General features: G+C 71.7%; 20 protein-coding genes. 8 read left to right on the top strand and 12 right to left on the bottom strand.

Going from position 1 to position 25,366, the window contains the following annotated elements; genetic code table 11:
• Positions 1-74: 74 nt before the first annotated feature.
• The 4 genes from CSR00_RS04420 (at position 75) to CSR00_RS04395 (ending at position 8,111) form a co-directional block, all read left to right on the top strand.
• Positions 75-1,046 (top strand): AAA family ATPase, encoded by a 972-nt coding sequence (locus CSR00_RS04420; RefSeq protein WP_176561901.1) that lies wholly within the window; start codon positions 75-77, stop codon positions 1,044-1,046.
• Positions 1,012-2,844, top strand: a complete 1,833-nt coding sequence (locus CSR00_RS04415) for a helix-turn-helix transcriptional regulator (protein ID WP_099021191.1) — start codon at positions 1,012-1,014, stop codon at positions 2,842-2,844. The genes CSR00_RS04420 and CSR00_RS04415 overlap by 35 nt, the downstream gene beginning before the upstream one ends.
• Positions 2,845-3,185: 341 nt before the next feature.
• Entirely contained in the window at positions 3,186-7,232 is a 4,047-nt protein-coding gene (locus tag CSR00_RS04400) for a cadherin-like domain-containing protein (protein WP_141564262.1), read from the top strand.
• Positions 7,233-7,412: 180 nt separating this feature from the next.
• Positions 7,413-8,111 (top strand): VTT domain-containing protein, encoded by a 699-nt coding sequence (locus CSR00_RS04395; RefSeq protein WP_099021187.1) that lies wholly within the window; start codon positions 7,413-7,415, stop codon positions 8,109-8,111.
• Between the two features lie 37 nt (positions 8,112-8,148).
• On the opposite strand, the gene CSR00_RS04390 is transcribed toward CSR00_RS04395, so the two are convergent.
• Together CSR00_RS04390 and CSR00_RS04385 are read right to left on the bottom strand one after the other, a co-directional pair.
• Positions 8,149-9,495 (bottom strand): MBL fold metallo-hydrolase, encoded by a 1,347-nt coding sequence (locus CSR00_RS04390; RefSeq protein ID WP_099021186.1) that lies wholly within the window; start codon positions 9,493-9,495, stop codon positions 8,149-8,151.
• A 54-nt stretch (positions 9,496-9,549) separates the two neighbouring features.
• A complete protein-coding gene (locus CSR00_RS04385; RefSeq protein WP_245905834.1) occupies positions 9,550-10,362 on the bottom strand; it encodes a sulfite exporter TauE/SafE family protein in 813 nt (270 codons plus the stop codon).
• Positions 10,363-10,571: 209 nt separating this feature from the next.
• Between CSR00_RS04385 and CSR00_RS04380 the strand changes: the two genes are divergently transcribed.
• Together CSR00_RS04380 and CSR00_RS04375 are read left to right on the top strand one after the other, a co-directional pair.
• Positions 10,572-11,366 (top strand): GntR family transcriptional regulator, encoded by a 795-nt coding sequence (locus CSR00_RS04380; RefSeq protein ID WP_245905833.1) that lies wholly within the window; start codon positions 10,572-10,574, stop codon positions 11,364-11,366.
• Between the two features lie 6 nt (positions 11,367-11,372).
• A complete protein-coding gene (locus CSR00_RS04375) occupies positions 11,373-11,708 on the top strand; it encodes a rhodanese-like domain-containing protein (protein WP_099021184.1) in 336 nt (111 codons plus the stop codon).
• Between the two features lie 59 nt (positions 11,709-11,767).
• Here the strand turns inward: CSR00_RS04375 and CSR00_RS04370 are convergent, their stop codons facing one another.
• Complete coding sequence (locus CSR00_RS04370; RefSeq protein WP_099021183.1) at positions 11,768-12,679, bottom strand: LLM class F420-dependent oxidoreductase; 912 nt, start codon at positions 12,677-12,679, stop codon at positions 11,768-11,770.
• Between the two features lie 128 nt (positions 12,680-12,807).
• On the opposite strand from CSR00_RS04370, the gene CSR00_RS04365 reads away from it, so the two are divergent.
• Positions 12,808-14,067 carry a cytochrome P450 gene (locus CSR00_RS04365; protein ID WP_099021182.1) on the top strand — a complete coding sequence of 420 codons (1,260 nt, stop codon included), beginning with the start codon at positions 12,808-12,810 and terminating at the stop codon, positions 14,065-14,067.
• On the opposite strand, the gene CSR00_RS04360 is transcribed toward CSR00_RS04365, so the two are convergent.
• The 3 genes from CSR00_RS04360 to CSR00_RS04350 form a co-directional block, all read right to left on the bottom strand.
• A complete protein-coding gene (locus tag CSR00_RS04360; RefSeq protein ID WP_099021181.1) occupies positions 14,039-14,671 on the bottom strand; it encodes a TetR/AcrR family transcriptional regulator in 633 nt (210 codons plus the stop codon). The genes CSR00_RS04365 and CSR00_RS04360 overlap by 29 nt on opposite strands.
• A 61-nt stretch (positions 14,672-14,732) precedes the next feature.
• Positions 14,733-15,833, bottom strand: a complete 1,101-nt coding sequence (locus CSR00_RS04355) for an NAD(P)H-dependent amine dehydrogenase family protein (RefSeq protein ID WP_099021180.1) — start codon at positions 15,831-15,833, stop codon at positions 14,733-14,735.
• Positions 15,830-16,867, bottom strand: coding sequence for an aromatic ring-hydroxylating dioxygenase subunit alpha (locus CSR00_RS04350; RefSeq protein WP_099021179.1), 1,038 nt, complete (start codon positions 16,865-16,867; stop codon positions 15,830-15,832). Before CSR00_RS04350 ends, CSR00_RS04355 begins: the two co-directional genes overlap by 4 nt.
• Positions 16,868-17,015: 148 nt before the next feature.
• On the opposite strand from CSR00_RS04350, the gene CSR00_RS04345 reads away from it, so the two are divergent.
• Positions 17,016-17,648: a TetR/AcrR family transcriptional regulator gene (locus CSR00_RS04345; RefSeq protein WP_099021178.1), complete on the top strand. Its 633-nt coding sequence runs from the start codon at positions 17,016-17,018 to the stop codon at positions 17,646-17,648.
• Here the strand turns inward: CSR00_RS04345 and CSR00_RS04340 are convergent.
• Genes CSR00_RS04340 through CSR00_RS04315 form a run of 6 tightly spaced genes read right to left on the bottom strand, consistent with a single transcriptional unit; the run spans position 17,617 to position 25,358 of the window.
• Positions 17,617-18,786, bottom strand: a complete 1,170-nt coding sequence (locus CSR00_RS04340; protein WP_099021293.1) for an XdhC family protein — start codon at positions 18,784-18,786, stop codon at positions 17,617-17,619. The two genes, CSR00_RS04345 and CSR00_RS04340, sit on opposite strands and share 32 nt — an antisense overlap.
• A gap of 49 nt (positions 18,787-18,835) precedes the next feature.
• Positions 18,836-20,671, bottom strand: coding sequence for a Na+/H+ antiporter NhaA (nhaA, locus tag CSR00_RS04335; protein ID WP_407662396.1), 1,836 nt, complete (start codon positions 20,669-20,671; stop codon positions 18,836-18,838).
• Between the two features lie 20 nt (positions 20,672-20,691).
• Positions 20,692-22,635 (bottom strand): acetoacetate--CoA ligase, encoded by a 1,944-nt coding sequence (locus CSR00_RS04330; protein WP_099021177.1) that lies wholly within the window; start codon positions 22,633-22,635, stop codon positions 20,692-20,694.
• On the bottom strand, positions 22,635-23,762 hold the full coding sequence (locus CSR00_RS04325; RefSeq protein WP_099021176.1) for a glycoside hydrolase family 76 protein: 1,128 nt from the start codon (positions 23,760-23,762) through the stop codon (positions 22,635-22,637). The genes CSR00_RS04330 and CSR00_RS04325 overlap by 1 nt, the downstream gene beginning before the upstream one ends.
• Positions 23,763-23,778: 16 nt before the next feature.
• The gene (locus tag CSR00_RS04320) at positions 23,779-24,438 is read right to left on the bottom strand and encodes a TrmH family RNA methyltransferase (RefSeq protein WP_099021291.1); all 660 of its coding nucleotides are present in this window, start codon (positions 24,436-24,438) and stop codon (positions 23,779-23,781) included.
• Positions 24,435-25,358, bottom strand: a complete 924-nt coding sequence (locus CSR00_RS04315; RefSeq protein WP_407662395.1) for a hypothetical protein — start codon at positions 25,356-25,358, stop codon at positions 24,435-24,437. Before CSR00_RS04315 ends, CSR00_RS04320 begins: the two co-directional genes overlap by 4 nt.
• Between the last annotated feature and the right edge of the window lie 8 nt (positions 25,359-25,366).

Here is a 25,366-nt window from a genome sequence, read left to right as displayed (position 1 = left end):
GGCACCGCGACCACGCCCGATTCGCTATACACCCGCAGCCGGCCTTGGAAACATCATCGTCGATGTTCACAACGGTGGGACGCTCCGCAGAGTCGCGGATCCTTGCCGGGTTCCTCGACCCGGGCCGCACCGACGCGTCGGCGCTGTTCATCGAGGGCGACGCGGGCATCGGCAAGACGACCCTGTGGCTCGACGGACTCCGGCTGGCACGGGAGCGGGGATTCACCGTGCTGGCGGCGCAGCCCGCCCCCGCCGAGTCGACGCTGGACCACGGGGTGCTCACCGACCTGCTCGACCAGGCGTATCCCGCGAGCGGGGAGGCCTGGACATCCCTGCGGGCCTCCCAGCGGCTGGCCCTTGAGCGCATCGTCCACGCCGACGAGCCCGCCCGCGGTGAGGACGCGCGGGCGGTCGCGGCGGGGTTCCTCGCGCTGATCCGGGCCCTGGCGGTCGACGCGCCGGTGCTGATCGCGATCGACGACGTCCAGTGGAGCGACCCGTCCAGCCGGGAGGCGCTGGCCTTCGCCGCGCGCCGGGTGGCGGGTCCGGTGTCGTTGCTGGTCACCGAGCGCACCACCCCGCAGGCGGCCCCGGCACGCACCCGGTTGCGGCTCCTGCAACCCGAGGCGACCCGCACGCTGGAGGTCGGGCCGCTGAGCCTGGGCGGCCTGCACGCCGTTCTCCGCGAGCGGCTCAGGCGGTCCTTCCCCCGTCCGACGATGGCCCGGATAGCCGAGGCCTCGGGCGGCAATCCCTTCTACGCGCTCGAGCTGGGCCGCGCGATGCTCGGCGGCGGCGCCGGGGACGCCGCGGCAGACGCCGTCCCGCTGCCGGGGACCCTGATCGAACTGGTCGCGGCGCGGCTCGACGCGCTGGCCCCGGAGAGCCATCCGCCCCTGCTCGCGGTGGCGTGTCTGGGGGCTCCCACGCTGAGTACCGTCGCCCGGGCGGCCGAGACCGACCCCGGGGGGCGTCGCCCGGCTGCTGGAGCCGGCCGAGGACCGGGGCATCGTGGCCATCGAGGGGAACCGGGTCCGGTTCTGTGACCCGCTGATGTCCCGCGGGGTGTACCTGCGGGCCTCTCCCGCCACCCGGCGGTCGATGCACCGGCGGCTGTCGGCCATCGTCGCCGAACCGGAACTCAAGGCCCGCCACCTGGCCTGGGCCGCCACGGAGGGCGACCCGCAGACCCTGGCTGCGCTCGACGAGGCCGCGCGCAGCGCACACGCCCGCGGGGCACCGACGACCGCGGCGGAGCTGCTCGACATCGCGATGCACCTCGGCGGCGACACACCACAACGCCGGATCCGCTCGGCGGGCCACCACCTGGCCGCCGGCGACGCGGCGACGGCGCGGCAGCTGCTCGAGACCACCGCCAACGGGCTGCCGCCCGGTGAGCTGCGCTCGAAGGCCTTCGCCCAGCTGGCGGCGGTATGCGTGGTCGACGACAACCTCCTGGAGGCCGCCGCCCTGCTCGAGCGTGCCCTCGGCGAGGCGAGGGACCCCGCCCAGCGGACCCGGATCTCGATCGCGCTGGCGTTCGCCCTGGCCAACGGGGGCCACCCGGGAGCGGCCGCCGACCGGATCGACGAGGCGACGGCGCAGGCCGAACGGCTGGGCCACCCGCCGCTGCTGTGCCAGGCCCTGACCCTGGGCGTGCACCTGCGCTTCCTGCGCGGCGGGGGTGTCGACGAATCGGCGCTGCGCCGCGCGATGACGCTGGAGGGGCGTTCGCGGGTTCCCACGGCGTTTCGCCCGAGTGTGCATCGGGCCCTGCTGTCCGCCTGGACCGGGCGGCTGCGGGAAGCGCGCGAGGAGCTGCTGGCGGTCCGCCGGGAATGCATGGACCACGGCGAAGAGACCGAGCTGATCCCGGTGACGTTCAACAGCTTCCTCGTCGAACTGTGGCTCGGGCACGTCGACGACGCCCGGGCGGTGGCCGACGACGCAATGGAGCGGGCCGCTGCGCTCGGCGGCGACCTCGCGCGCGGGCTCGCCCTGACCATGCGCGCGGCGCTGGCGGCCCTGACCGGCGACGCCGAGCAGGCACGGGCCGACACCGGTGCGGCGTTGGAGGCGACCAACCGTTGCGGCGCAAGCACATTGGCGATGTGGCCCACCAGCATCCGGGGCTTCCTCGAGCTCTCACTGCAGGAACACCGGACCGCGCTGGCGACGCTGGAGCCGATGCTGGCCGCTCTGGAGCCCTCGGCGCCGACGGAGATCATCACCGCGGTGTTCGTTCCCGACGCCGTGGAGGCCATGATCGAGACCGGCGCCCTGGATCGGGCCGAGGCACTGATCCAGCGGCTCGAGCGGACCGGCACCCGCCTCGGCCGCCCCTGGGCGCTGGCGGTGGGTGCCCGCTGCCGGAGCCTGCTGTTCGCCGCGACCGGCGACCTGGAGTCCGCCACCCGCAGCGCGCACGAGGCGCTGCGGGCGCACGCGCGGCAGGACATGCCGTTCGAGCGGGCACGCACCGAGCTGGTCCTGGGCCGGCTGCAGCGGCGCCGCCGCCAACGCGATGCCGCCGCCGCCAGCCTGCGCCGTTGCCTGGCGGTGTTCGACGAGCTCGGCGCCACGGTGTGGGCCGACCGAACGCGCGCCGAACTGGCCCGCGTCGATGTGACACCGGGCGCCGGCACGGGGCTGACGTCGTCGGAGAAGAGGGTCGCCGAACTCGCCGCCGAGGGACGGACGAACCGCGATATCGCCGCCACGCTGTTTATCAGCCCCAAGACGGTCGAAGCCAACCTGGCGCGCGCTTACCGCAAACTCGGCATCCGCTGCCGGGCGCAGCTGGCCGGATGTCTGCACTTCCCGGAGAAGGTGGGCGCCCGGTAGAGGATTCACCGGACATCCCACGCGATGCGCTGGCCGGTTCCCCTTCCGGCGACGCGGTTTTCGCCGTGTTCGCCGCCGCTCTCGGCCCAGTTCGCTGCCCAGTCCGCTGCCCAGTGCCACGCCCAGTCCGGTGAGCGCGCCGGCCCCCCCGCAACGCCTCGACCGTGTGGTCCACGCAACTCCCGGCGAGGGTGCCGGATAGGGATTTCACCGATTCGACCCTCGCCCGGGGCGCCCTAGCGTGAGGACTCGCAACAGCCGGTCCCAGCAGATCCGTGGGGCCGGTGCGGCATGTCGTTCGGTCGAGGGGCGCCCGAACACGATTACCGGGGGGAATCGAAATGGGTAAGTACTGGCTGCATCCCGATGGACATCCGGATGGGCATCCGGATGAGGTTGTCAAGGGCAAGCGGGCGGCCACGGCCGGGTCCTACGTCGGCCGCGTCGGGGGGCTTGCGGTCGCGCTGGGCGTGGGCGCCGCCCTGTTGGCGGCCCCGTGGTCGGCGGCCGCCGAGTCCGACGCATCGGGCGGGGCGGGCAGGACCGGCGGCGCGGCCTCCTCGTCGTCCTCGTCCTCGTCATCGACCCACAAGTCGTCGACCCACAAGTCGTCGTCGACATCGCCGAAGGGGCGGACCGGGTCGCCGGACGGGAAGCGGACCCGCAGAGCCGAGAAAGCCGCTTCGGGAGCCGAAGAGTCGGCGGGGCGCAAGGGCGCCGCGAAGAAAGGCACGGCCGAAAAAGACACCACGAAGACAGACACCGACAAAGTCACCACGAAAGACACCGCAGACAAGGGAACGGCGGGCAAGGACACAACCGGGGAAGTCACAACCACGAAGGACGCAACAAAGAATGACACCGAGCGGGGCGACACCGACGAGACCATGACGCCCGCGGCAGGCGACACCGCACCCGTCGACGACGCTCCCGCGGAGGTTCACGACGATCCGCCGGCGGTGAAGACCCACCGGAGCACGTCGTCGAGACCGGCACGTTCGGTGGCGATTTCGCAACCCTCCCAACCGATCTCGAAAACCCCTGGGACCCCTGGGACCCCCGAAAACACGGAAACCCCGGACACCTCACAGACCCGGGAGGCCTCGGCGGAAAGCGCCGGGGCGACGGTCGCCCGCACGGATGCCGGCATCCCGGCGGGCCGGGTCGTGGCGGAGCCCGCGCACACCTCCACCGCCACCGCGGACCCCGCGCACACCACCGAGACCCCCGGCGACTCCGGCTCGGCGGTGGAGGTGTCGGCGGCTCCCGCCAAGGCGCTGCAGTCCCGTCCGGGCACCTTCATCGAGGTGGCCGGCACCATGCTGTCGGCGGTGATGGCACCGTTCGTGGCCCCCAATCCCGCACCGGCCGGTCCCGCCCCCTCACCGGGGCTGCTGGCCGTGCTGTCCTGGGTCCGGCGTGAGGTCGAGGACACCTACGCCAACTTCAGCATCTCCATCGGCGGCACGCAGATCGTGCAGAACGGCTCGGCGTACGCCTCGTCCGAGGGTTTCGGTTCATTCGCCGTCGCGCGGGGCGAGAACGCCGTCGCCACCGCGTCGGGACTGTTCAGCTCGGCCGTCGTCCGTGGCGATGACACCACCGCCACCGCCACGGACGGAAACTTCTCCCGCGCCCGTGCCTACGGGGACGGCAACGAGGTGGTCAGCACCGGCTCCCGCAACCGCGCCACCGTCTACGGCGACACCAACTCCGTGACGCTGGCGGGCGAGAACGCCCGGGTGCGGACCTTCGTCGTCGGCGACCGCAACACCACGACCGTGACCGCCCAGGACGGCACGGCCGCCATCTCACTCGTCGGCGACGACAGCGATGCCACCGCCGCGGCCACGGACGGATCGCGCGCCGAGATCATCCTGCGCGGGGACCTGAGCTCGGTCGCCGCAAGCGCCCAGGGGGACTCGGTCGCGCGGGTCAGGGTCCTGGGCGACACGAGCACCGCCGTGGCCGAAGCCGAGACCGGCTCCTACGCGTCGGCGCGGATCAGCGGTGACTCCAGCGTGGTCTCCAGCGACGCGTCGGACACCGCGTCGGCGATCGCCACAACGTCCGGCACCGGTGACGCCGCCTCGGCCACCGCGGCCGACCACACCGTCGCCCGCGCCACGGTGCACGGCGACGGCAGCGCCGCCGACGCCACCGACGCCACGGCCAGGGTCAGCGGCGACGGCAGCATCGCCGCGGCCGCCGGGATCGGCGGCAGCGCTCGCGTGCGCGGCGACGGTAGTACGGCATCGGCGGGCGGGGGCAACGTGAACTCCGCATCCGTGGTCGGTGACGACAGCAGCGCCACCGCCGACGGCGACTACAACAGCGCCTTCGTCCGGGGCAGCGGGTCTCGCGCCACCGCCGGACCGGGCACCGACAACACCGCGCTGGCGGTGGGCGACGGCCTCGTGGCCGACACCGGCCCCGGCGACGGCAACACCGCCTACGGGCAGCCGCTCGACCCCGGCAACCACGCCCCGGTGGCGGGCACCCCGGGCGAGCCGACCGTCGACCCCGAAACCGGCGCGGTGACGGGCACGCTCGGATTCAGCGACGCCGACGGCGACCCCCTGACCTACACCGTCACCACCGACCCCGGCAAGGGCACCGTCGAACTCGACGACGACACCTACACCTACACCCCCGACCCCGACGCCCGACCCGAACCCGGCGACCCCGACGGCGTCGACTCGTTCACCGTCACCGCCAGCGACGGCCAGGCCAGCACCCCCACCACCATCGCCGTGCCCGTCGCGGCACTCCCCGCACCCGGGAACCGGGCCCCCGTCGCGGGGGATGACACCGCCGGCACCGAGGAGGACACCCCCGTGACGCTCGGCGCCGCCGACCTGCTGGCCAACGACACCGACGCAGACGGGGACACCCTGACGATCGTGGCGGTCAGCCAGCCCGGCAACGGGACGGCCACCCTGAACCCCGACGGGTCGATCACCTACGACCCGGCCGATGCGTACACCGGCACCGACTCCTTCGGCTACACCGTCTCCGACGGTCACGCCGAGAGCAACGAGGCCACCGTGACGGTCACCGTCACCGCCGTCGACACCAACACCGCCCCGATCGCCAACGCGGACGCCTACGCCCTCGATCAGGACACGACGCTGACCGTCGCCGGCCCCGGCCTGCTGGGCAACGACACCGACCCCGACGGTGACCCCCTGTCGGCGGTCCCCGGCACCGGCCCGACGAACGGCACGCTCGTGCTCAACCCGGACGGCTCGTTCACCTACACCCCCGACACCGGCTACACCGGCAGCGACACCTTCACCTACCGGGCCTCCGACGGCGATCTGACCAGTGCGGTCGCCACCGTCGCGCTCACCGTCAACGCCGACCAGCCGAACACGGTCGTCGCGACCGTCGACGTCGGGGAGAACCCCTATGCGGTCAGCGTCACCCCCGACGGCACCCGCGTCTACGTCGCCGACGCCGGGAACCTGTTCAGCCTGGAGAACGGCTCGGTGACGGTGATCGACACCTCCGATCCGGCCAATGCCACGGTGCTGCAGACGATCCCGCTGGACGTCAATCCGCGGGAGGTGGCCGTCAGTCCCAACGGGCGCTACGCCTACCTCGCCTACGACGGTGTGGTCAACGGCAACGGCCACCTGTTGGTGCTCGACACCGACCCCGCCAGCCCCACCTTCAACACCGTGATCGGCGATCCGATCGAGGTGGGCGACGGCCCGGACGACATCGTGTTCAGCCCCGACGGCACCCGCGCCTTCGTCCTCAACGGATCCAGCCTGGATCTCTCGGTGCTCGACGTCGACCCCGCCAGCCCCACCTTCAACACCGTGATCGGCGGCCCGATCGATGTCGCCAACTCCTCCCCGACCGCCCTGGCGGTCACCCCGGACGGGACGCGGGTCTACGTCACCTCACCCACCCCGGACGCCGACGTCGTCAGGGTGATCGACGTCGATCCCGCCAGCGCGGGGTTCGGCAGCATGATCGGCTCCCCGATCACCGTCGGCACCTACCCCAGCGCCGTCGCGGTCAGCACCGACGGCCTGCGCGTCTATGTGGCCAACGCGTTCAGCGACAGCGTGACGGTCATCGATGCCGATCCGGCCAGCGCCACCTACAACACCGTGATCGGCGACCCGATCCCGGTGGGCGACAACCCGCAGGCCATCGCGCTCACCCCCGATGGCACCCGCGCCTTCGTCGCCAACGCCGGCGACAACCAGGTGGTGGTGATCGACACCGATCCGGCCAGCGCCACCTTCAACACCGTGATCGGCGACCCGATCGCGGTCGGCTCGCGGCCCGACGCGCTGGCGATCAGCACCGACGGCGGCCACCTCTACGTCGTCAACGACAACGACGAGACGGTCTCGGTGATCTCGGTCTAGCGATCACCGCCCTGCGGCTGCGCCCCCGCCCCGCGGCGGGGGCGCAGTCGTCGGCCGGCGCCCCGGCCGGCTCCGGACATCGGGCCTCCAGATATCGGGCCTCCAGATATCGAGCCGATGTGCCCAGCTCCGCGGCGTGGAATACGGGCCGGTGCCGACCGGCCGGTATCTTGGGGCACCATGACCACCACCACGCTGGCGCTCATGCCGGACTTCCTGGACCCGCTGACCCTGATCGGGTACTTCGGGGCCTGGGCGCTGGTCGGTCTGCTGGTCGTGGTGTTCGTCGAGTCCGGGGTGCTGTTCCCGGTGCTGCCCGGCGACACGCTGCTGTTCGTGGCCGGCATGCTGGCCGCGGGCACCGCGGCACGCGGCGATGCGGTCGACGTCAACTTCCACCTCTGGCAGCTGCTGGTGTTCGTTCCGATCGCCGCGGTCCTGGGCAGCCAGGTCGGCTACTGGATCGGCCGCTTCATCGGGGTCGAGATGTTCAAGCCCGACGCCCGCTTCCTCAAGCAGCGCTACCTCGACGAGGCGCACCTGTTCTTCGAGCAGCGCGGCCCGTTCGCCATCGTGCTGGCCCGGTTCGTGCCGATCGTGCGCACCCTGGCGCCGATCACCGCGGGTGCCGCGCGGATGGGCTACGCGACGTTCACGCTGTTCAACATCGTGGGCGCGCTGCTGTGGGGGGTCGGTCTGACGCTGCTGGGGTACGGCCTGGGTCAGTTCGAGATCGTCCAGAAACTGCTGGAGCCGATCTTCATCCTGATCGCCGTCGCCTCCATCACCCCGATGATCTGGGAGTGGTACAAGCGGCGCAAGGCGGCCCGGGCACTGGGCGTGCCCGCCGGCGAGCCGCTGCCCGACCCCGCCGACTGATCCCACCCGCCGGTCCGCCCGGCCGCCCCGGCGCGTCCTACGCGACGAGCCGGTCGTCGCTCGCGGCGTTGCCGAACTCGTCGTCGACGAGCACGACACTGCGCCCCGGGCGGTCGAGCATCGAGGCGGCGATCGAGGCCCGGTAGCCGGACCCGCAGTGCACCCAGACCTGCCCGTCGGGCACCTCGTCCAGGCGCGCGCCGAGCTCGTGCAGCGGGATGTTCAGCGCGCCGGTCACGTGCCCGTCGTCGTACTCGTGGCGCTGCCGCACATCGAGCACCGTCACCCCGTCGGCGCCGGCCACCTCGGCCAGCTCGGCGAAATCGGCGACCCGGTAGGTGCGCAGCGCCTGCCCGGCGGCCAGCTCCTCGATGGCTCCGGCGGCGGCGCCGGAGAGTTCGTCGACCCCGATCCGGACGAGTTCGCGCCGGGCCCGCGCGATCTGGTCGGCATCCTCGCCGATCAACGTCAGCGGGGCGCCCCAGGCGTGCAGCCAGCCCAGGTAGGTGACGAACTGGGTGGACAGTTCGAAGCCCAGGCTGCCGGCCAGGTGCCCGGCGGCGAAGGCCCGGCGATGGCGCAGGTCGACGACCCACTCGCCGCGGTCGATACGTCGCCGCAGTTCCCCGGGGTCCACGGGGGTGGGCATCGACAGGTCGACCGGAGCGGGTCCGCGGGTGTTGATCACCCCCATGTGGGCGTAGTAGGCCGGGTAGGCCGACAGCCCGGCGATCAGTTCCTCGACATAGCTCTGCTCGTCCAGCGTGAGCGCGGGGTTGCTGCGTCGCTCGTCGGCGATGGTGGAGCTGTCCCCGCTGGCCGGTGTGGCCGAGCAGAAACTCCCGAAACCGTGCGTCGGATAGACCTCGACATCGCCGGGCAGTTCGTCGGCCAGCCGGCGCACCGAGTGGTACTGGGCGTGGGTCAGGGTGTCGGTGTGCTCGGCGCCCAGCAGGTCGGTGCGCCCGGTGGTGCCGTGCAGCATCGACCCGCCGGTGAACACCCCGACCGGGGTGTCGCCGTCGTGCAGCACATAGCTGAGGTGGGTGTGCGTGTGCCCCGGGGTGTGCATGGCCTGCAGCCGGAACGGACCGGCGTCGATGACGTCACCGTCGGCGATTCCGTGCCGGGCGAAGCCGACGTCGTCGGCGGCCGCGACGACGTAGTCCGCGCCGGTGGCCCGGGACAGCTCCAGCCCCCCGGTCACGTAGTCGTTGTGGATGTGGGTCTCCAGCACGTGGGTGATCCGCACCCCGCGCTCACGGGCCAGGTCCAGCACCCGGTCGATGTCCCGCTGGGGGTCGACCACCACCCCGATTCCCTCGGCACTGATCAGGTAGCTCCGATCGCCCAGACCGGAAGTCTCGATGATGGACACGTCCACAGGTTTTCTCCCCTCTTCAACAACATTTTCAGATGGTCGGCCGCGCACGGCACCTCAGCGCAGCAGGATGGTGTCGACCAGCACCCAGGCCGCCACCGCGAAGACCAGGTAGGCGAACCAACGGTGCAGCCGTTCGGTGTCCATCCGGGTTCCGAGGTGCCCGGCGACCAGCGATCCGACGATGGCGGTGGCCACGAAGGCCGCCGTGATCGGCCAGTCGATGGGCGCGCTGTGCAGGTGCGACACCACGCCCGCGGCGGAGTTGACCACGATGATCAGCAGCGAGGTGCCGATCGCGATCGGAATCTCCACCCCCAGCAGCAGCACCAGGGCCGGGATGATCAGGAACCCGCCGCCCACACCGAACAGCCCGGTCAGCAGGCCCACCGCCAGCCCGGCGGGTATCGATCTGGTCGCACAACGGCGCCAGTCGATTCCGCCGTCGGTGACCTCGCACGCGGTCCCCATCGATCCCGAGTTCGACAGCATCCGGACGCCCGCGACGACCATCACCACGGCGAAGCCGATCAGCAGCGCCGACTGCGGCAGCCGGTTGCCGATGGCCGTGCCCGCGAAGGTCGCCGGGATGCCCGACGCGGCGAAGACCGCCGCCAACCGCCACTGCACGTGGCCCGCACCGATCTTGGGCAGCGCACCGACGGCCGAGGCGATGCCCACCACCATCAGCGATACCGGGATCGCCGCCCGGATGTCGAGCCCCACCCCGTAGACCAGGGCCGGCACGGCCAGGATGGAACCGCCGCCGCCGAGCAGACCCAGCAGCACCCCGATCACCGCGCCGAAGGCCAGCGCGATCCCGATGGCCGCCGCCGTGGTGTCGGTGCCGCTTGCCGCCGCGACGCTCACGCGGCTCCCTTCACGGTCGTCCCCGCGGTGGGCGCGGACATCTGTCACCTCCTGTGTCGCGGCACGAACGACGCTCGGCATCGGATGAACGATCGGATGTACGGATGTACGTACATGTTGTACTACTCTGGTGTTGGACGGTGTGCAAGTGCGGGTAACCGCAACCGCAGACCTTCAAACCCGAGCAGCCGCCGAGGAGGTGCGCACAGGTGAGCGACGGCGATATCGGAGCCGGTGGCCACCCCACCGAACGGTTGGACCGCTCCAGCCCGCTGCCGTTGTGGGCGCAACTGCACGCAGAGCTGGTCCGGCGTATCGCCGCCGGCGAGTTCGCCGACGCCTTCCCGGGTGAGCATGCGCTGACCGCCGAGTACCGGGTCAGCCGGCACACCGTGCGGGAGGCCCTGCGCCGACTCCGCGACGAGGGCGTGCTGATCGCCGAACGGGGCCGCCCCACCCGGCTGGCCGACGTCCCGGTCATCCGGCAGCCGTTGGGCGCGCTCTACAGTCTGTTCGCCGCGGTCGAGCAGACCGGGCTCACCCAGCGCAGCGTGGTTCGCGCACTGGACGTCCGCCGCGACGACGAGGTCGCCGCAGCCCTGCACTGCCCGCCCGGCGAGCCGCTGCTGTACCTCGAGCGGCTCAGGTGGGCCGGCGATACGCCACTGGCCCTGGACTACGCCTGGCTGCCCGCCGCTCTCACCGAACCGCTGCTGTCGGCCGATTTCTCCCACACCGCGCTCTACGTCGAGCTGGACCGCCGGTGCGGCATCCGCCTGACCGGCGGACGCGAGGACATCACCGCCACCGTTCCCGAACCCGGGACGGCGGGACTCCTCGAGCTCGACGAACACTCGGCGGTGCTGTCCATCCGGCGGTTGGGCTGCATGGACGGCCGGCCGATCGAACTGCGCCGCACCCTGATTCGCGGTGACCGGTTCAGCGTGAACGCCCAGTTCTCCCCCACCGAGGGATACACCTTTCTCACCACCCCGAAGGAGTGATGCCCGATGATCGATCCCCTGAGCACCGATCCCGTTGGTGCCCAACACCTGCACGACACCTCGGAGGCCCTGCTGCTGGACGTCCGCGAGAACGACGAATGGGAGGCCGGCCACGCCCCGGGAGCCGTGCACATCCGGCTGGCCGAGCTCGACCCGGCCACCCTCGACCCGGCCCGCACCGTGGTGGCGATCTGCCGGTCCGGCAACCGTTCCGGCAAGGCCGCCGACCGGCTGGCCCGGGCCGGTGTGGTCACCTACAACATGGAGGGCGGGATGAAGCTGTGGAAGCAGCAGGGCTACAGCGTCGTTCGTGACGACGGGTCGCCCGGCGACGTGATCTGAGCCGGCTCAGCCGGCCCCTCCGAACTGCCGGCTCAGCCGGCCCCGGCCGAACTGCCGGCTCAGCCGGCGAGACCCAGCACCGCCGCCAGTTCCCGCAGCGCCGGGCGTGGATCGGCGGTCGGGCCCGCACCGAGCGCCTGGATGACGACATGGTCGGCGCCGGCGTCGAGGTGGGCGGTCACCATCGCGGCGGCCCGCTCGGCGCTGCCCATCCCGACGACACCGCGGGCCAGTCGGTCCGAGCCCCCGCGCACCAGATCCGATTCGTCGAACCCCTGCCGCAGCCAGGAGTTCCGGTAGTTCGGCAGCCCGCTGTACACCTCGAGGTGCGAGTGCGCACGCGCGAGCTGGTCGGCGTCGTCACCGCCGATGGCCACGGCCTGTTCGGAGACCACCCACTTGTCGGGGCCGAGGATCTCCCGGGTGGTGCCGGTGTGCTCGGGGGTGACCAGGTACGGGTGCGCCCCGTCGGCGTGGGTGCCCGACAGTTCGATCATCTTCGGGCCCAGCGCGGCCAGCAGGCGCGCCGGCCGACCCACCCCGGGCTCGATCTGCTCGGGCACCGCGGCCATGCGCTCCAGGTAGGTGCGCATGGTCGCCAACGGCTTGGTGTAGCTGCCGCCGATCCCCCGCTCGACCAGCGGGGCGTGGCTGACCCCGAGCCCGAGAACGAACCGGCCGGGGTGCAGCGCGGTCAGGGTGCGTGCACCGGCCTCGGCCGCCGAGGGCACCCGGACGTGGATGTTGGCGATGCCGGTGCCGATCACCAGCCGGTCGGTGGCCGCTAGGAACGCCGCCGACTGGGTCAGGCACTCCTTGCCGACCACCTCGGGCAGGAACAGCGAACCGAAGCCCAGCGATTCGATGTCGCGGGCGACCTCCTGGGCCTCCCGCATGGGCCAGGTGTCGCTGGTCCACCACACACCGATGCGGGCCGGAAAGTCGATGGATGCACGCGCAGCAGAGGTCATGAGGTCAAGCTAGCGTTCCGGCGCTCCCGCGCCGCCGTGGGGTGCGCCACTCCCCTTGACCATACGCAGTATGGCGCTAGTGTATGGTCTGAAAGAGACCCCGATCACAGCACCGGAGGCGTACCGCGATGACCAGCACCGCCAGCTGTCCCTTCACCTCCTTCGGCGAGGGCTTCGACTTCGTCGACCCCGACGTGCTGCTCCGCGGTGTGCCGCTGCGGCAGTTCGCCGAGCTGCGCCGCACCGCACCGGTGTGGTGGAACGCCCAGGCACCCGGCCGGGGCGGGTTCACCGACGGCGGATTCTGGGTCGTCAGCCGCCACGCCGACATCAAGACCGTCTCGCGCGACCCCGACACCTGGTCGGCCAACGCCAAGGGCGTGGTGATCAGTGTCTTCGACGGTGCCGAGCCCGAGCAGATGGAGGCCACCAAGGCGCTGTTGATCAATCACGACCCGCCCGAGCACTCCCGGCTGCGCAGGATCGTCTCGAAGATGTTCACCCCGCGCGGCGTCGCCGAACTGGAGGAGCGCCTGCGGGTGGCCGCCTACGCCATCGTGGAGGCGGCGGCCGCCAAGGGCTCCGGGGATTTCGTCGCCGACGTCGCCGCCCGGCTGCCGCTGATGGCGATCGCCGATCTGATCGGGGTGCCCGAGTCCGACCGGGACGAGGTGTTCCGGTGGGCCAACACCGTCATCAACCTCGAAGACGTCAACACCGACGGCGGCCCCGACGGCGAGGGGCCGATGGAGGCCAACGCCCAGCTGCTGGGCTACGCCTACGCGATGGCCGAGGACCGCCGCCGCTGCCCCGCCGACGACATCGTGACCCGGCTGGTCAACGCCGACGTCGACGGCGAGTGGATGACCGAGGCGGAATTCGGCTTCTTCGTCATCCTGCTGGCGGTGGCCGGCAACGAGACGACCCGCAACGCGATCACCCACGGGCTCAACGCCTTCCTGGACAACCCCGAGCAGTGGGAGCGCTTCAAGGCCGAGCGCCCGACGAGTGCCGCCGACGAGATCGTGCGCTGGTCGACCCCGGTGCAGGCGTTCCAGCGCACCGCCACCCGCGACACCGAACTCGGCGGGGTCACCGTGCGGGGCGGGCAGCGGGTCGGGCTGTTCTACGGGTCGGGCAACTTCGACGAGGACGTCTTCGAGCGCCCGGAGGTCTTCGACATCACCCGCGACCCCAATCCGCACCTGGGCTTCGGCGGGCAGGGCACGCACTACTGCCTGGGCGCCAACCTGGCGCGCATGGAGATCGGCCTGATGTTCGACGCCATCGCCGATGTGCTTCCCGGCATCACCAAACTCGACGAGCCGCAGCGCCTGCGGTCGGCCTGGCTCAACAGCGTCAAGTCCTTCCCGGTGCGCTACCGCTGACCGGCTGGGCGGCCACCGCCGTGCCCACCCAGCGGTCGAGGTAGGTCCGCAACCGTTCCCCGGTGCGCGGGGGGTCACCGGGGTCGACCGAGAACGACTGGACGGTACGCAGAATGAATTCGGCCAGCTCGGCCAGCGCGGTGTCGTCGTAGCCGTGCGCGGGCCAGTCGACGTCGAAGCGTTGCAGCATCGACTGCGCGAAGGCGCGCGCCTGGCCGGAGGTGATCGCCTGCTGCGAGCCCCGGTCGGCATGCACCGGGGACAGCAGCAGGCCCAGATGCGGTGTCCGCGGGAGGGTTTCGAGCACGTAGGCGGTACCCTCGGTGACCGCCTCGCGCGGGTCGGTGATCCCGCGCAGGTGGGCCTCGATCCGGTCGAGGAACGCGTCGACCGACGCGATGGCCACCGCCTTCATCAGCGCGTCGGCATTCGGGAAGTACCGGTACACGGTCTGGCGGATCACCCCGAGCGAGCGGGCCACGTCGGCCATGCTGACCATCGCGCCGGTGTCGTCGATGATGGCGATCGCGGCGCCGACGATGCGCGCCACCGCCTCCTCGTCGGACTGCGGGGGCCTACCGCCCCATCCGTGCCTGCGTGCCACCGCTCCATCTTCGCCGAGCCGGCACGTTGTGTACGCAAACCCCGGGAGGGCGTGGCAGAACTTACAGTTTCGGCGCGACCGTGGGAGCGAACCGCCCGGCGAATCCGCGCAGCGGCACGTCGGCGCTGGTGAGCAGCCCCGGGGGCGCGGCCACCACCGACGCGATGGCGTTCAGCGCCGGCAGGCCGGTGACCGTCATGCCGATGGAGGCGAAGCTGTCGGGGTCCGAGAGGTCCACGCCGGGCTTCGGGAAGATCATGTGCTTGTTGTACACGCACGGGTCACCCTTGATCTGGGTGATGTAGCAGCCCTTGATATCCCAGCTCGGGTCGGTGTGCGGGGTCATCTGCCATTCCAGGTGGGTCTCCACCCGGGGCACCCCGTCGACCATGCCCTGGTAGCGGATGTAGTTGCCGCCCAGCGAGCCCCTGGGCAGGGTGTACCAACCCAGGTCGACGTCCTTGGTGCAGGCGCCCAGCTCGTAGCCGAACCTCACCTCGTCCAGCGCCAGGTCGAAGCAGTCGGCCATCATCAGCACGCTGTCGGCGAACACCCGGGTGTATTTCTCCAGCTTGGCCGGGATCTCGGGATCGTCGACGGGCAGCCCGTAGCCGACCTCCATCCAGGTGTCGCGGGAGTGGTGGCAGGACACGTCGACCGATTCGATGGTGGTGACGTTCTCGATCTCGGCGACGTCGGCCGAGCACACCACGCCGAGGATCTGGTTGACCCCGGGGTTCATCCCGGTGCCGTAGAACGTCGACCCGCCCTTGTGGCAGGCCTGCGAAAGCAGTTGGCTGACCGGCTTTCCCGACGGATGCGGGTGGTTGGTGTCGCGGTGCCAGCCGGTGATCCAGTCGGCGGTGGTGACGATGTCGATCCCGGCCTCCAGTACCCGCACGTAGAGGTCCTCGTCGGGGAAGACCCCGTGGAAGGTCAGCACGTCGGGTTCGGCGGCGATGATCTCCTCGACGGTGCCGGTGGCGGTGACGCCGATCGGTCCGATACCCACCAGCTCGCCGGCGTCGCGCCCGATCTTGTCCGGGGAGTAGCAGTGCAGGCCCACCAGCTGCAGGTCGCGCCGGGCCCGCAGCCGTTTGATCATCTCCGAGCCGACATTGCCGGTGGCCACCTGGAACACCCGGATCGGTTGTGCGGTCATGACGTTGCACCCTCCTGCACTGCGTACACCCCGGCCCCGCCGGGGCGCTGGTCGGGATAGAACTGCCTGGCCCACGTGCGGATCGCGGTGAAGCCCTCGTATTCGCCGCCGGTCAGCGCCGGTGGATCCGAGTAGCGCTGGTGCGACCAGATGTGGATGTCCTGCTCGAACTGCCGGATGACCTCCCGGCCGAAGTCGTGGGCTCTGGCCTCGATGCGCCGGGGGTCCCGGCCGGCGCCGTCGGGTGGCCGGCCGATGTAGACCATGAACCGGACGTCGGAGGTGGACTCGTCGACGGGGGTGACGGCCGAGATCGTGCGGTTGTCGATCATCCCCCAGCTCTTGGTCACCGCGATGCCCAGACCGCCGTTGATGGCCTCCACGCCGCTGTTGACGTCCTCGATGCGCTGGCCGTCGTCGCCGGAGAAGGTGATCGTGAAGTCGACGCGGGAGACCGGACCGTCGAAGTCGTGGCGGGTGAACACCGGCACGATCGGGGTCTTGTGCACGAACGTGAAATGAGCGAAGTCGACGCCGTTCTCCAGCACGTACTGCGGGTGCAGCTCCAGCCCCTGCCGGAACAGCCGCTGCTGGGCGAAGTACCGCGCGGGGCTGCTGCCGTCGCCGAAGTCGGCGAACACGTCCGGGGCGTCGAAATACGGGGGCCGGCCGGCGACGTCGTGCCAGACGTAGACCGACTCGTTGCGTTCGGTCACCGGGTAGGTGCGCATCCGGCGGCCGCGGTTGGGCCGGTCCTCGTAGGGGATGCAGACGTTGCGGCCCTCCTGGTTCCACTGCCAGCCGTGGAAGGGGCATTCGATGACCTCGCCCTGCACGTGCCCGCCGTAGCCGAGATGGGCACCCAGGTGTTCGCAGTAGGCGTCCATCACCGTCAGCCGCCCCGACTCCGCGCGCCAGGCGATCATCTCCCGACCGAAATAGGTCATCCGGTGCACCTCGCCGACGGCGATCTCGTCGGACCAGGCGACCTGGAACCAGCCGGTCGGCGTCATCGACAGGGGCGGCTTGGCCATGGACAAAGAATCACAGTGGGTTCTGTGTAAGTCAAGAAGCGAGCCCCACCGAACGTCCACTTATCGCACGGATCGTGGCCGTTCGCGTGCCGTAAGTGGACGTTGAGCGAAGGGGGACGGCTGGCGGCCTGGGCTACCATCTGCTGCCATGGCCGTGTCTCCGGCGTCCCCGGCGCGCCGCACCAACCGCCGCGGCCAGGCGACCCGCGAGTCCATGCTGGAGGCGGCCCTGCGCTGCCTGGCCACCGGCGACCCGGCCGCCGCGTCGGCCAACCGCATCGCCAAGGAGATCGGCGCCACCTGGGGTGCCGTCAAGTACCAGTTCGGCGGAATCGACGGGCTGTGGGCCGCGGTGCTGCAGCGCACCGCCGAACGGCGCGGCGAACTGCCGGCCGCGCTCGACCCGGCCGCGCCGCTGCGGGAGCGGGTGGCCGCCATCATCGACACCCTCTACGAGGGCCTGACGGCGCCGGACTCGCGGGCCATCGAGACGCTGCGGATGGCCCTACCGCGGGACATGGCCGAACTCGACCGCCTCTACCCGCAGACCGCGGCCGAGCTGTCCTCCTGGGGGCGGGGCTGGATCGAGACCTGCCAGCGCGCCTTCGCCGACGTCGACGTCGACCCGTCCCGCATCCGTGAGGTCGCCGCCTTCATCCCCGGGGCGATGCGCGGGATCGTCTCCGAACGCCAACTGGGTGGCTACTACGACCTGGACGAGGCCCGCCGCGGGCTGACCAACGCGATCGTCACCTACCTTCAGCATTCCCGGTCGGACTGACCGCACCGGCCGGATCGGGCAGCGCGGTGTGGATCGGCCCGCTGGTCTCGGTGAGCGGGCGTCCGCCACCGCCCCACCGGTGCGCGATGATCTCGGCGGCGATCGAGACCGCGGTCTCCTCCGGGGTGCGGCCCCCCAGGTCCAGCCCGATCGGGCTGGACAGCCGGGCCAGCTCGTCGTCGGTCAGGCCGGCCTCCCGCAGCCGCTGCAGCCGGTCGTGGTGGGTGCGCCGCGACCCCATCGCCCCCACGTAGGCCACCTCCGGCAGCCGCAACGCCACCTGCAACAACGGCACGTCGAACTTCGGGTCGTGGGTGAGCACGCAGATCACCGTCTGGGCGTCGACGGCGCCCGCGGCGGCCTGGGCACTCAGGTAGCGGTGCGGCCAGTCGACGACCACCTCGTCGGCGGTGGGGAACCGCGCCGGGGTGGCGAACACCCCGCGTGCATCGCACACCGTGACCCGGTACCCGAGGAAGGCGCCCTGCGCGGCGACGGCCGCGGCGAAATCGATCGCGCCGAACACCAGCATCCGCGGCCGCGGCGCGTAGCCGGCCACGAACACCTCCATGCCCTCCCCGCGGCGCTGGCCGTCGGGCCCGTAGGTGAGCACCTCGCTGCGCCCGGCCGCCAGCAGCCCGCGGGCGTCGTCGGTGACGGCGTCGTCGGCACGCGCCGAGCCCAGCGTCCCGCCGACCCGGTCGGGACGCACCACCAGCCGCCGGCCCACCCACTGCGGGTCCGGGTGGGCGATCACGGTGGCCACCGCCACCGGGCGGTGCATGGCGATGTCGGCGGCCACCGATTCCAGCTCGGGGAACGTCGCCGGCGAGACCGGCTCCACGAAGATGTCGAGAATGCCCCCGCAGGTCAGGCCCACCTCGAAGGCGTCGTCGTCGCTGACGCCGTAGCGCTGCAGCACCGGCACGCCACTGGCGGCGACCTCGGTGGACAGTTCATAGACCGCGGCCTCCACGCAGCCGCCCGACACGGATCCGGCCGCGGCACCGTCGGGTCCGACGAGCATCGCCGCCCCGGCCGGCCGCGGGGCCGAGGCGAACGTGCGCACCACGGTGGCCAGCCCGGCCGTTCCCCCGCCGCGCCAGACCGCCAACACCTCGCTCAGCACGTCGCGCACGTCCACCACCGTAGGCGACGGGCGTCCCCCTCGTCGCGGCCGGCGCTCCTCAGCCGCGGGCGGCCTGCAGCGCCCTGATCAGGCTGGCCGCGTCCCACGGCCCCTTGTGCCGCCTACCGTTGACGAAGAACGTCGGCACCGCGTTGAGGTCCATCAGCACCGCGTCCTCCAGGTCGTCCTCGACGCGGTGGCGCACCACCGGGTCGCGCAGGTCCTCGTCGAACCTGCGGACGTCGCAGCCCGCCTGATCGGCGTAGCGGTAGAGGTGTTCCCACTCCAGGTAGTCCTGGAAGGTGAACATCGTGCGGGCCATCTCGAAGAACCTGCCCTGCAGCCCGGCCGCCTCGGCGGCCAGCGCCGCGTCCATCGACCGCGGGTGCACCTTCGGCAGCGGCAGATGCCGCCACACATACACGAGTTCGTCGCCGAAGTGGGCGCGCACCTCGTCGATGGAACCGGTGGCGCGGCTGCAGAACGGGCACTCGAAGTCGCCGTATTCCAGCAACATCAGGGGCGCCTCGGGATCACCGCGGAAATGGTCGCGCTCCGGGTCGAACGGCCGAACGAGCTTGGCGCCCACGGCGACCGGCGGGCTCAGCCGGTCGGTCACCCGGAAGATCGCCCACCCCAACAGGAATGCCAGCGCCGAGGCGATCAGCACGCCGACGCGCGCCTCGTCCTGTTTGAGCGGGCCCACCACCGCCAGGTCGACGATGAACAGCGAGATGGTGAACCCGATCCCCGACAGCGCCGCACCGCCGGCGACGCGGCGCAGCGTCAGCCCCGGGGCCAGCTGCCCGATCCCGGTCGCGCGCACCAGGGCCGTCGCGCCGGTGATGCCGACCAGCTTGCCCAACACCAGACCGGCGATGATGCCCCAGGTCAGCGGGGAACGCAGCGCCGCCGAGACCGTCTCGGAGTCCAGCCGCACCCCGGCGTTGGCCAGCGCGAACAACGGCAGCACCAGGAACGACACGTACGGGCCGAACGCCGACTGCAGCCGTTCGTTGATCGAGATCGACTCGCGCAGACTACGGCTGGCCGCCCGGGCGTAGTCGGAGTTCGGCGACTGCCGGAACGCCCGGATCACCCCGACCGCCTCCTCGACGGTGCGCCGCTGCGGGGTGAACACCGGGATCAGCAGCGCCACCCCGACCCCGGCCAGGGTGGGATGCACCCCACCGGCCGACAACGCCAGCCACAGACCCACGGCCAGCACGAGATAGGCGGGCCCGCGCCCGACCGGCAACCAGCGCACCGCGGCGATCAGCGCCAGCAGCACCACGGCCACCAGCAGCGGCAGGACCGCGACCTCGTCGGAGTAGAACAGCGCGATCACCGCCAGCGCCCCCACGTCGTCGACGACGGCCAGCGTCAGCAGAAACGTGCGCAGCCGGGCGGGATACTTCGGGCCGATCACCGCCAACGCCCCCACCACGAACGCGGTGTCGGTGGAGATGACGATCCCCCAGGCCCGGGCGTCCTCGGTGCCCACGTTGAACAGCAGGAAGATGACCGCGGGCAGGGCCAGGCCGGCCAGCGCCGCCAGCACCGGCACCACCGCGCGGGCCCGATCGGTCAGCTCGCCGATGGCCAGCTGACCGGTCACCTCCAGGCCGACGGTGAAGAAGAAGAACGCCATCAAGGCGTCGTTGACCAGATGCTTGACGCTCATCTGGACCTCGGAGTCGCCGACGACGAAGCCGACCTCGGTGTCCCACAGCGCCGAATAGCTCGCTGCCCAGGGGGAATTGGCCCACAGGATCGCCACCACCGTGCAGGCCAGCAGCAGCCCCGCCCCGGCGTTCTCCCCGCCCCGCGGGGCGGTGGGGTCCCGGCCGAACCGACCCGGCAGCAACCGGATCAGCCGGCGTCCGCCGGTGATCGATACGTCGACGGACTCGGTCACCGGCCGGCGTAGTCGGCGAAACCGGCCAGCAGCTCGGGCCGGTCCACCGACGTCGGTGAGACCACCGATGCCGGTTCGGCACCCAGCAGGATCCGCTTGATCGGGATCTCCAGTCGCTTGCCGGTCAGCGTGCGCGGAATCCCCGGCACGGCCAGGATCGCGTCGGGCACATGCCGGGGCGACGCGGCGGTGCGGATCGCCGAGGTGATCCGGGACTTGAGCTCGTCGTCGAGTTCGGCGCCCTCGGCCAGGGCCACGAACAACGGCATCCAGTAGCCCCCGTCGTCGTGCTCCACGCCTACCACCAGACAGTCGCTGACCTCGGGCATTCCCTCCACCGCGTTGTAGATCTCGGCGCTGCCCATCCGGATGCCGCCCCGGTTCAGGGTGGCGTCGCTGCGGCCGTGCACCACGACGGATCCCCGTTCGGTGATGGTCAGCCAGTCGCCGTGGCACCAGACCCCGGGGTACTTGTCGAAGTAGGCGTCGCGGTAGCGGCTGCCGTCGGCGTCGTTCCAGAAGAACACGGGCATCGAGGGCATCGGCTTGGTGATCACCAGCTCCCCCGCGGTGCCGGTCACCGCGGTACCGCCGTCGGCCCAGGCCTCGATCGCCGCCCCCAGGCACAGGCACGACAGTTCACCGGCGACGATCGGCACCAACGGGGATGCGCCGATGAACGCGGTCACCACATCGGTTCCGCCGCTGCAGGATTGGACCGCGACGGGCCGGCCCACGCCGTCCTGCACCCACCGGAAACCGGAGGCGGGCAGCGGCGAACCGGTGGAACCCACGATGCGCAGCCGGGACAGGTCGTGTTCCTTGCCGGGGTGCAGATCCTCCTTGGCGCAGGCCAGCAGGTATCCGGCGCCGGCACCGAACACGGTGACCTCGTGCTCGGCGACCACCCGCCACATACCGTCGGTGTCCGGATGGGTGGGGCTGCCGTCGTAGCAGACGATGGTGGTGCCGACCAGCAGCCCGCCGAGCAGGAAGTTCCACATCATCCAGCTGGTCGTCGTGTACCACAGGAACCGGTCCTCGGGGTGCAGGTCGAGGTGCAGGCTCAGGTACTTCAGGTGTTCCAGCAGCACCCCGCCGTGGCCGTGCACGATGCCCTTCGGGGTGCCCGTGGTGCCCGAGGAGAACAGCACCCACAGCGGGTGTTCGAAGGCGACGTCGGTGATCTCCAGCGGCACGTCGGCGGCCACCGCCGCCGCCCAGGGTGTGGTGTCCTCGGGGGGTTCCAGACCCAGCCGCGGCACCAGCACGGTCTCGCGCAGCGTGGGCAGCCCCGCCCGGATCTCGGCGAGCTCACCGCGCTTGTCGTGGCGCCTGCCGCCGTAGACGGTGCCGTCGGTGGCCACCAGCACGGTGGGCTCGAGCTGACCGAGCCGGGCGATGACCCCACCCACGGCCAGATCCGGGTTGCACACCGCCCAGGTCGCACCGATGCTGGCCGCGCCCAGGAAGGCCACCACCGTCTCGCCGATATTCGGCAGATACCCCGCCACGCGGTCGCCGGGACCCACGCCGGCGCGCCGCAGGAAGTGCGCGAACGCCGCGGTCTCGGCGCGCAACCGGTCCCAGGACCACTCGGTGGACCCGTCCTCGCCGGCCACCACCAGCGCCGGCCGGTCGGCGCTCGCGTGCCGGAACACCTGACTGACGTAGTTCAGGCTCGCCCCCGGGAACCACTGCGCCCCGGGCATATCCGTGCCCTCGATCGCGTGCGCGGCGGTGGTGGTGGCGCGGATGTCGAAGAAGTCCCAGACCGCCCGCCAGAACCAGTCGACGTCGCTGACGGAGGCCTCCCACAGGCCCGGGTAGTCGGCGTAGTCACCGCGGCCGGTCTCCCGCAACCAGGACATGAACCGTGTCACGTTGGCGTTGGCGACGGTGTGCACGTCGGGTTCCCACCCTCCGGGCTCGCTGGCCATCAGCTCTCCTCCCGCTCTGTGTGTGTTCCCTGCCCGACCCGGTGGGCGGCTTCCATCAACATCCATCCCGACAGCTGCACCGACAGGTCCCGCTCGGGCATGGCCGAGGAGTCGACCGCGCCGTCGACGAGCTGCGCCTGCCCGGTGTCGGCTCGGGGCAGTTCGGCCGCGCGGTCCCAGAACGGGCCGAACAGCGGCAGTCCGTCGACGCTCTGGCGGTACTCCCAGGCCGAGCGGGCCGAGGCGAGCACGATGTCGCGCGCGGTGCGGCGGGTCCGTTCGCTCTGCTCGGAGCTGCCGGGCAGTGCGGTGGCCGCGAACGCGAGATAGCGCGCGGTGATCCCGCCGAAGAGACCGCCGTCGCCGCCGCCGGTCCCCTTGAGCACACCGTCGGGGGCCATCCGGGCACCGATCGCGGCGACCAGCCGGTGCACCCGCCGGGCGTGGCGCTCGTCGTCGGTCCGCCCGGCCAACTCGGTCTCCAGGCCCACCACCACGCCCTGGCAGTAGGTGTACTGGGCCCGCACCAGCGAGCCCGCCTTGATGCCGTCGAAGACCAGGTGGGTCTCGGGGTCGATCAGGGTCTCGTCGATCCAGTCGGCCATCTGCTGGGCCCGGCGCAGCCGGTCGCCGTGACGGGCCAGGAAGATCCCGGCGGGGCCGTTGGCCGGTGCGTTGAAGAACTGATCCTTCTTGCGCCACGGGATGCCGCCGCCGTCCTCGGGCACCCACGCGGTGACGAGCTGCTCGGCGAGCTTGTCCAGCGCACCCTTGCGGGTCACCCCCACCAGCCGGCCGGCCCGTTCCAGCGCCAGCGCCAGCCAGGCCATGTCGTCGTAGTAGTCGTTGACCCAGGACCAGGTGTTGCGCAGCCGGTGCGCACGGATCTGGCGTTTGATCCGGCCGAGCCGCTCGAGCCGGGGGTCGCGCAGCTGGGCGTCGATCAGGCAGTCCAGCAGGTGCGCCTGCCACCAGTAGTGCCAGGTGGCGAACCGCCGGTCGCCGCCGCTCGGCGGCCAGGACACCACCCCGAGCTGGGTTCCGGGCAGCCCCCACAGCCTCTTGAGGTGGCGCGCGGTGACGGCGGCCTCGGCCGACGACGCGCGATTGGCCCAAACCTGATCCATGTCGGTCAATCCTGCCCTACCAGGCGTGGCCGAGGTCACCCCACTGCCGGATCCAGGTGTGCATCGCGATACCCGCCGCGACGGAGGCGTTGATGCTGCGTGTGGAGCCGAACTGGGCGATCGAGACCACCGCCTGCGCGCCGGACTTGGCGGCGTCGGTGATCCCGGGCCCCTCCTGGCCGAACACCAGCAGGCAATCGCGGGGCAGGGCGGTCTCCTCCAGCCGCCGCGCGCCGGGGACGTTGTCGACGGCGACGACGGTCAGGCCGGCCCGCCGGGCGAAGTCGAGCAGATCCGGCGTGGTGTCGTGGTGCTGCAGCCGCTGGTAGCGGTCGGTCACCATGGCGCCGCGGCGGTTCCACCGCCGCCGGCCGACGATGTGCACGGTGTGCACCGCGAAGGCGTTGGCGGTACGCACCACCCCGCCGATGTTGGCGTCGTTGCCGAAGTTCTCGATGGCGACGTGCAGCGGATGCCGGCGCCGGTCGATGTCGGCGACGATGGCCTCCCTGGTCCAGTACCGGTAGGCGTCGACGACGTTGCGGGTGTCACCGTCGCGCACCAACTGCGGGTCGTAGCGCGGGTCCTGCGGCGGCGGGCCGCCGTGTTCGGCGCTCCACGGTCCGACACCCGAACCGGTCTGGCCCCACTCGGTGGGGCCGGGCGCGTCGCTCACCGCCGCCACACCGCCGCGTGCGTGCCGACCACCGAGACCGTCGCGTAGAGGACCGCCTCGTTGATCTCACCCTGGGTGCACAGCGAGGCCTCCAGGTGCACGGTGTCCCGTGAGGTGTCGGGCAGCACCAGGACCGAGGACCCGTAGGCCGAGCAGGCCGGGCTGAGCCCCGGCGGCGGCATCGTGGGCGCGGCGACCAGCATCATCGGCCCGCCCCGCCGCTGCGAGTCGTCGCGGTACCGCGCGGCCTCGGCGTCCGCCTGCAGCCCGAGCAGCATGTACCCGTTGCCGGTGAACGCCGTGGGATCGCCGAGCGCGGCCGTCGACAGCGGGGTGCCGTCGCCCCGCCAGGCCTCCACGCTGGTGGTGCTGACCACCAGTCCGGTGTCGTTGGGGTTGGTCGGGTTCACCCCCACCGGGAAGGGCGCCGGATAGGCCGCCACGGTCCTGGGGATGCGGTCACGCGGTGAGTACAGGTACACGCCGCGGACCTGCGCCTGATCCTTGATCGGGCCCAGGCACACCGTCCCCGTCACCCGGGTGGGCTCCGGCGCGTAGAGCGGGGTGACGTCGGAGCCGGCCACCTGGGCGCAGCTGCCGGTCCCGGTCGCCTCGATCGGGTGGGCCAGTGCGCCGTAGAGACCGAAGCGCAGATCGTCGGGCTCGGCGGCGGCTCCCGCGGCCCGGGCATCATCGGCCAGGGCGGCGTCGACGTCGATGAGCACCCGATCGTCGGCGAAGCGCAGGTTGGCCACCGAGACGTTCCACCCGAGCACCGCCTGGGACTCACCGAGCCGCGCCGTGCCGGCGCCGTACACGGTGGCGGGGCCCCCGGAGTCCGAGCACCCGCTGACCGCCAGGGCCGCGGCGGCCAGCGCCGCGGCGAGCCGGCGGCACCCGCCCACCCGCCACCGCTTCACCGTGAATT

Origin of the sequence: Mycolicibacterium palauense (assembly GCF_002592005.1) — a bacterium.
Lineage (GTDB): Bacteria > Actinomycetota > Actinomycetes > Mycobacteriales > Mycobacteriaceae > Mycobacterium > Mycobacterium palauense.
The sequence above is the reverse complement of the archived record's forward strand: the minus strand, read 5'-3'. Positions and strand labels throughout refer to the sequence as shown.

What these genes read in the sequence shown, in the direction of transcription:
- CSR00_RS04400 (WP_141564262.1), top strand. Translation starts at nt 3,186, where the DNA reads ATGGGTAAGTACTGGCTGCATCCCGATGGACATCCGGATGGGCATCCG.
- CSR00_RS04395 (WP_099021187.1), top strand. Translation starts at nt 7,413, where the DNA reads ATGACCACCACCACGCTGGCGCTCATGCCGGACTTCCTGGACCCGCTG.
- CSR00_RS04375 (WP_099021184.1), top strand. Translation starts at nt 11,373, where the DNA reads ATGATCGATCCCCTGAGCACCGATCCCGTTGGTGCCCAACACCTGCAC.
- CSR00_RS04370 (WP_099021183.1), bottom strand. Translation starts at nt 12,679, where the DNA reads ATGACCTCTGCTGCGCGTGCATCCATCGACTTTCCGGCCCGCATCGGT.
- CSR00_RS04365 (WP_099021182.1), top strand. Translation starts at nt 12,808, where the DNA reads ATGACCAGCACCGCCAGCTGTCCCTTCACCTCCTTCGGCGAGGGCTTC.
- CSR00_RS04355 (WP_099021180.1), bottom strand. Translation starts at nt 15,833, where the DNA reads ATGACCGCACAACCGATCCGGGTGTTCCAGGTGGCCACCGGCAATGTC.
- CSR00_RS04350 (WP_099021179.1), bottom strand. Translation starts at nt 16,867, where the DNA reads ATGGCCAAGCCGCCCCTGTCGATGACGCCGACCGGCTGGTTCCAGGTC.
- CSR00_RS04345 (WP_099021178.1), top strand. Translation starts at nt 17,016, where the DNA reads ATGGCCGTGTCTCCGGCGTCCCCGGCGCGCCGCACCAACCGCCGCGGC.
- CSR00_RS04330 (WP_099021177.1), bottom strand. Translation starts at nt 22,635, where the DNA reads ATGGCCAGCGAGCCCGGAGGGTGGGAACCCGACGTGCACACCGTCGCC.
- CSR00_RS04325 (WP_099021176.1), bottom strand. Translation starts at nt 23,762, where the DNA reads ATGGATCAGGTTTGGGCCAATCGCGCGTCGTCGGCCGAGGCCGCCGTC.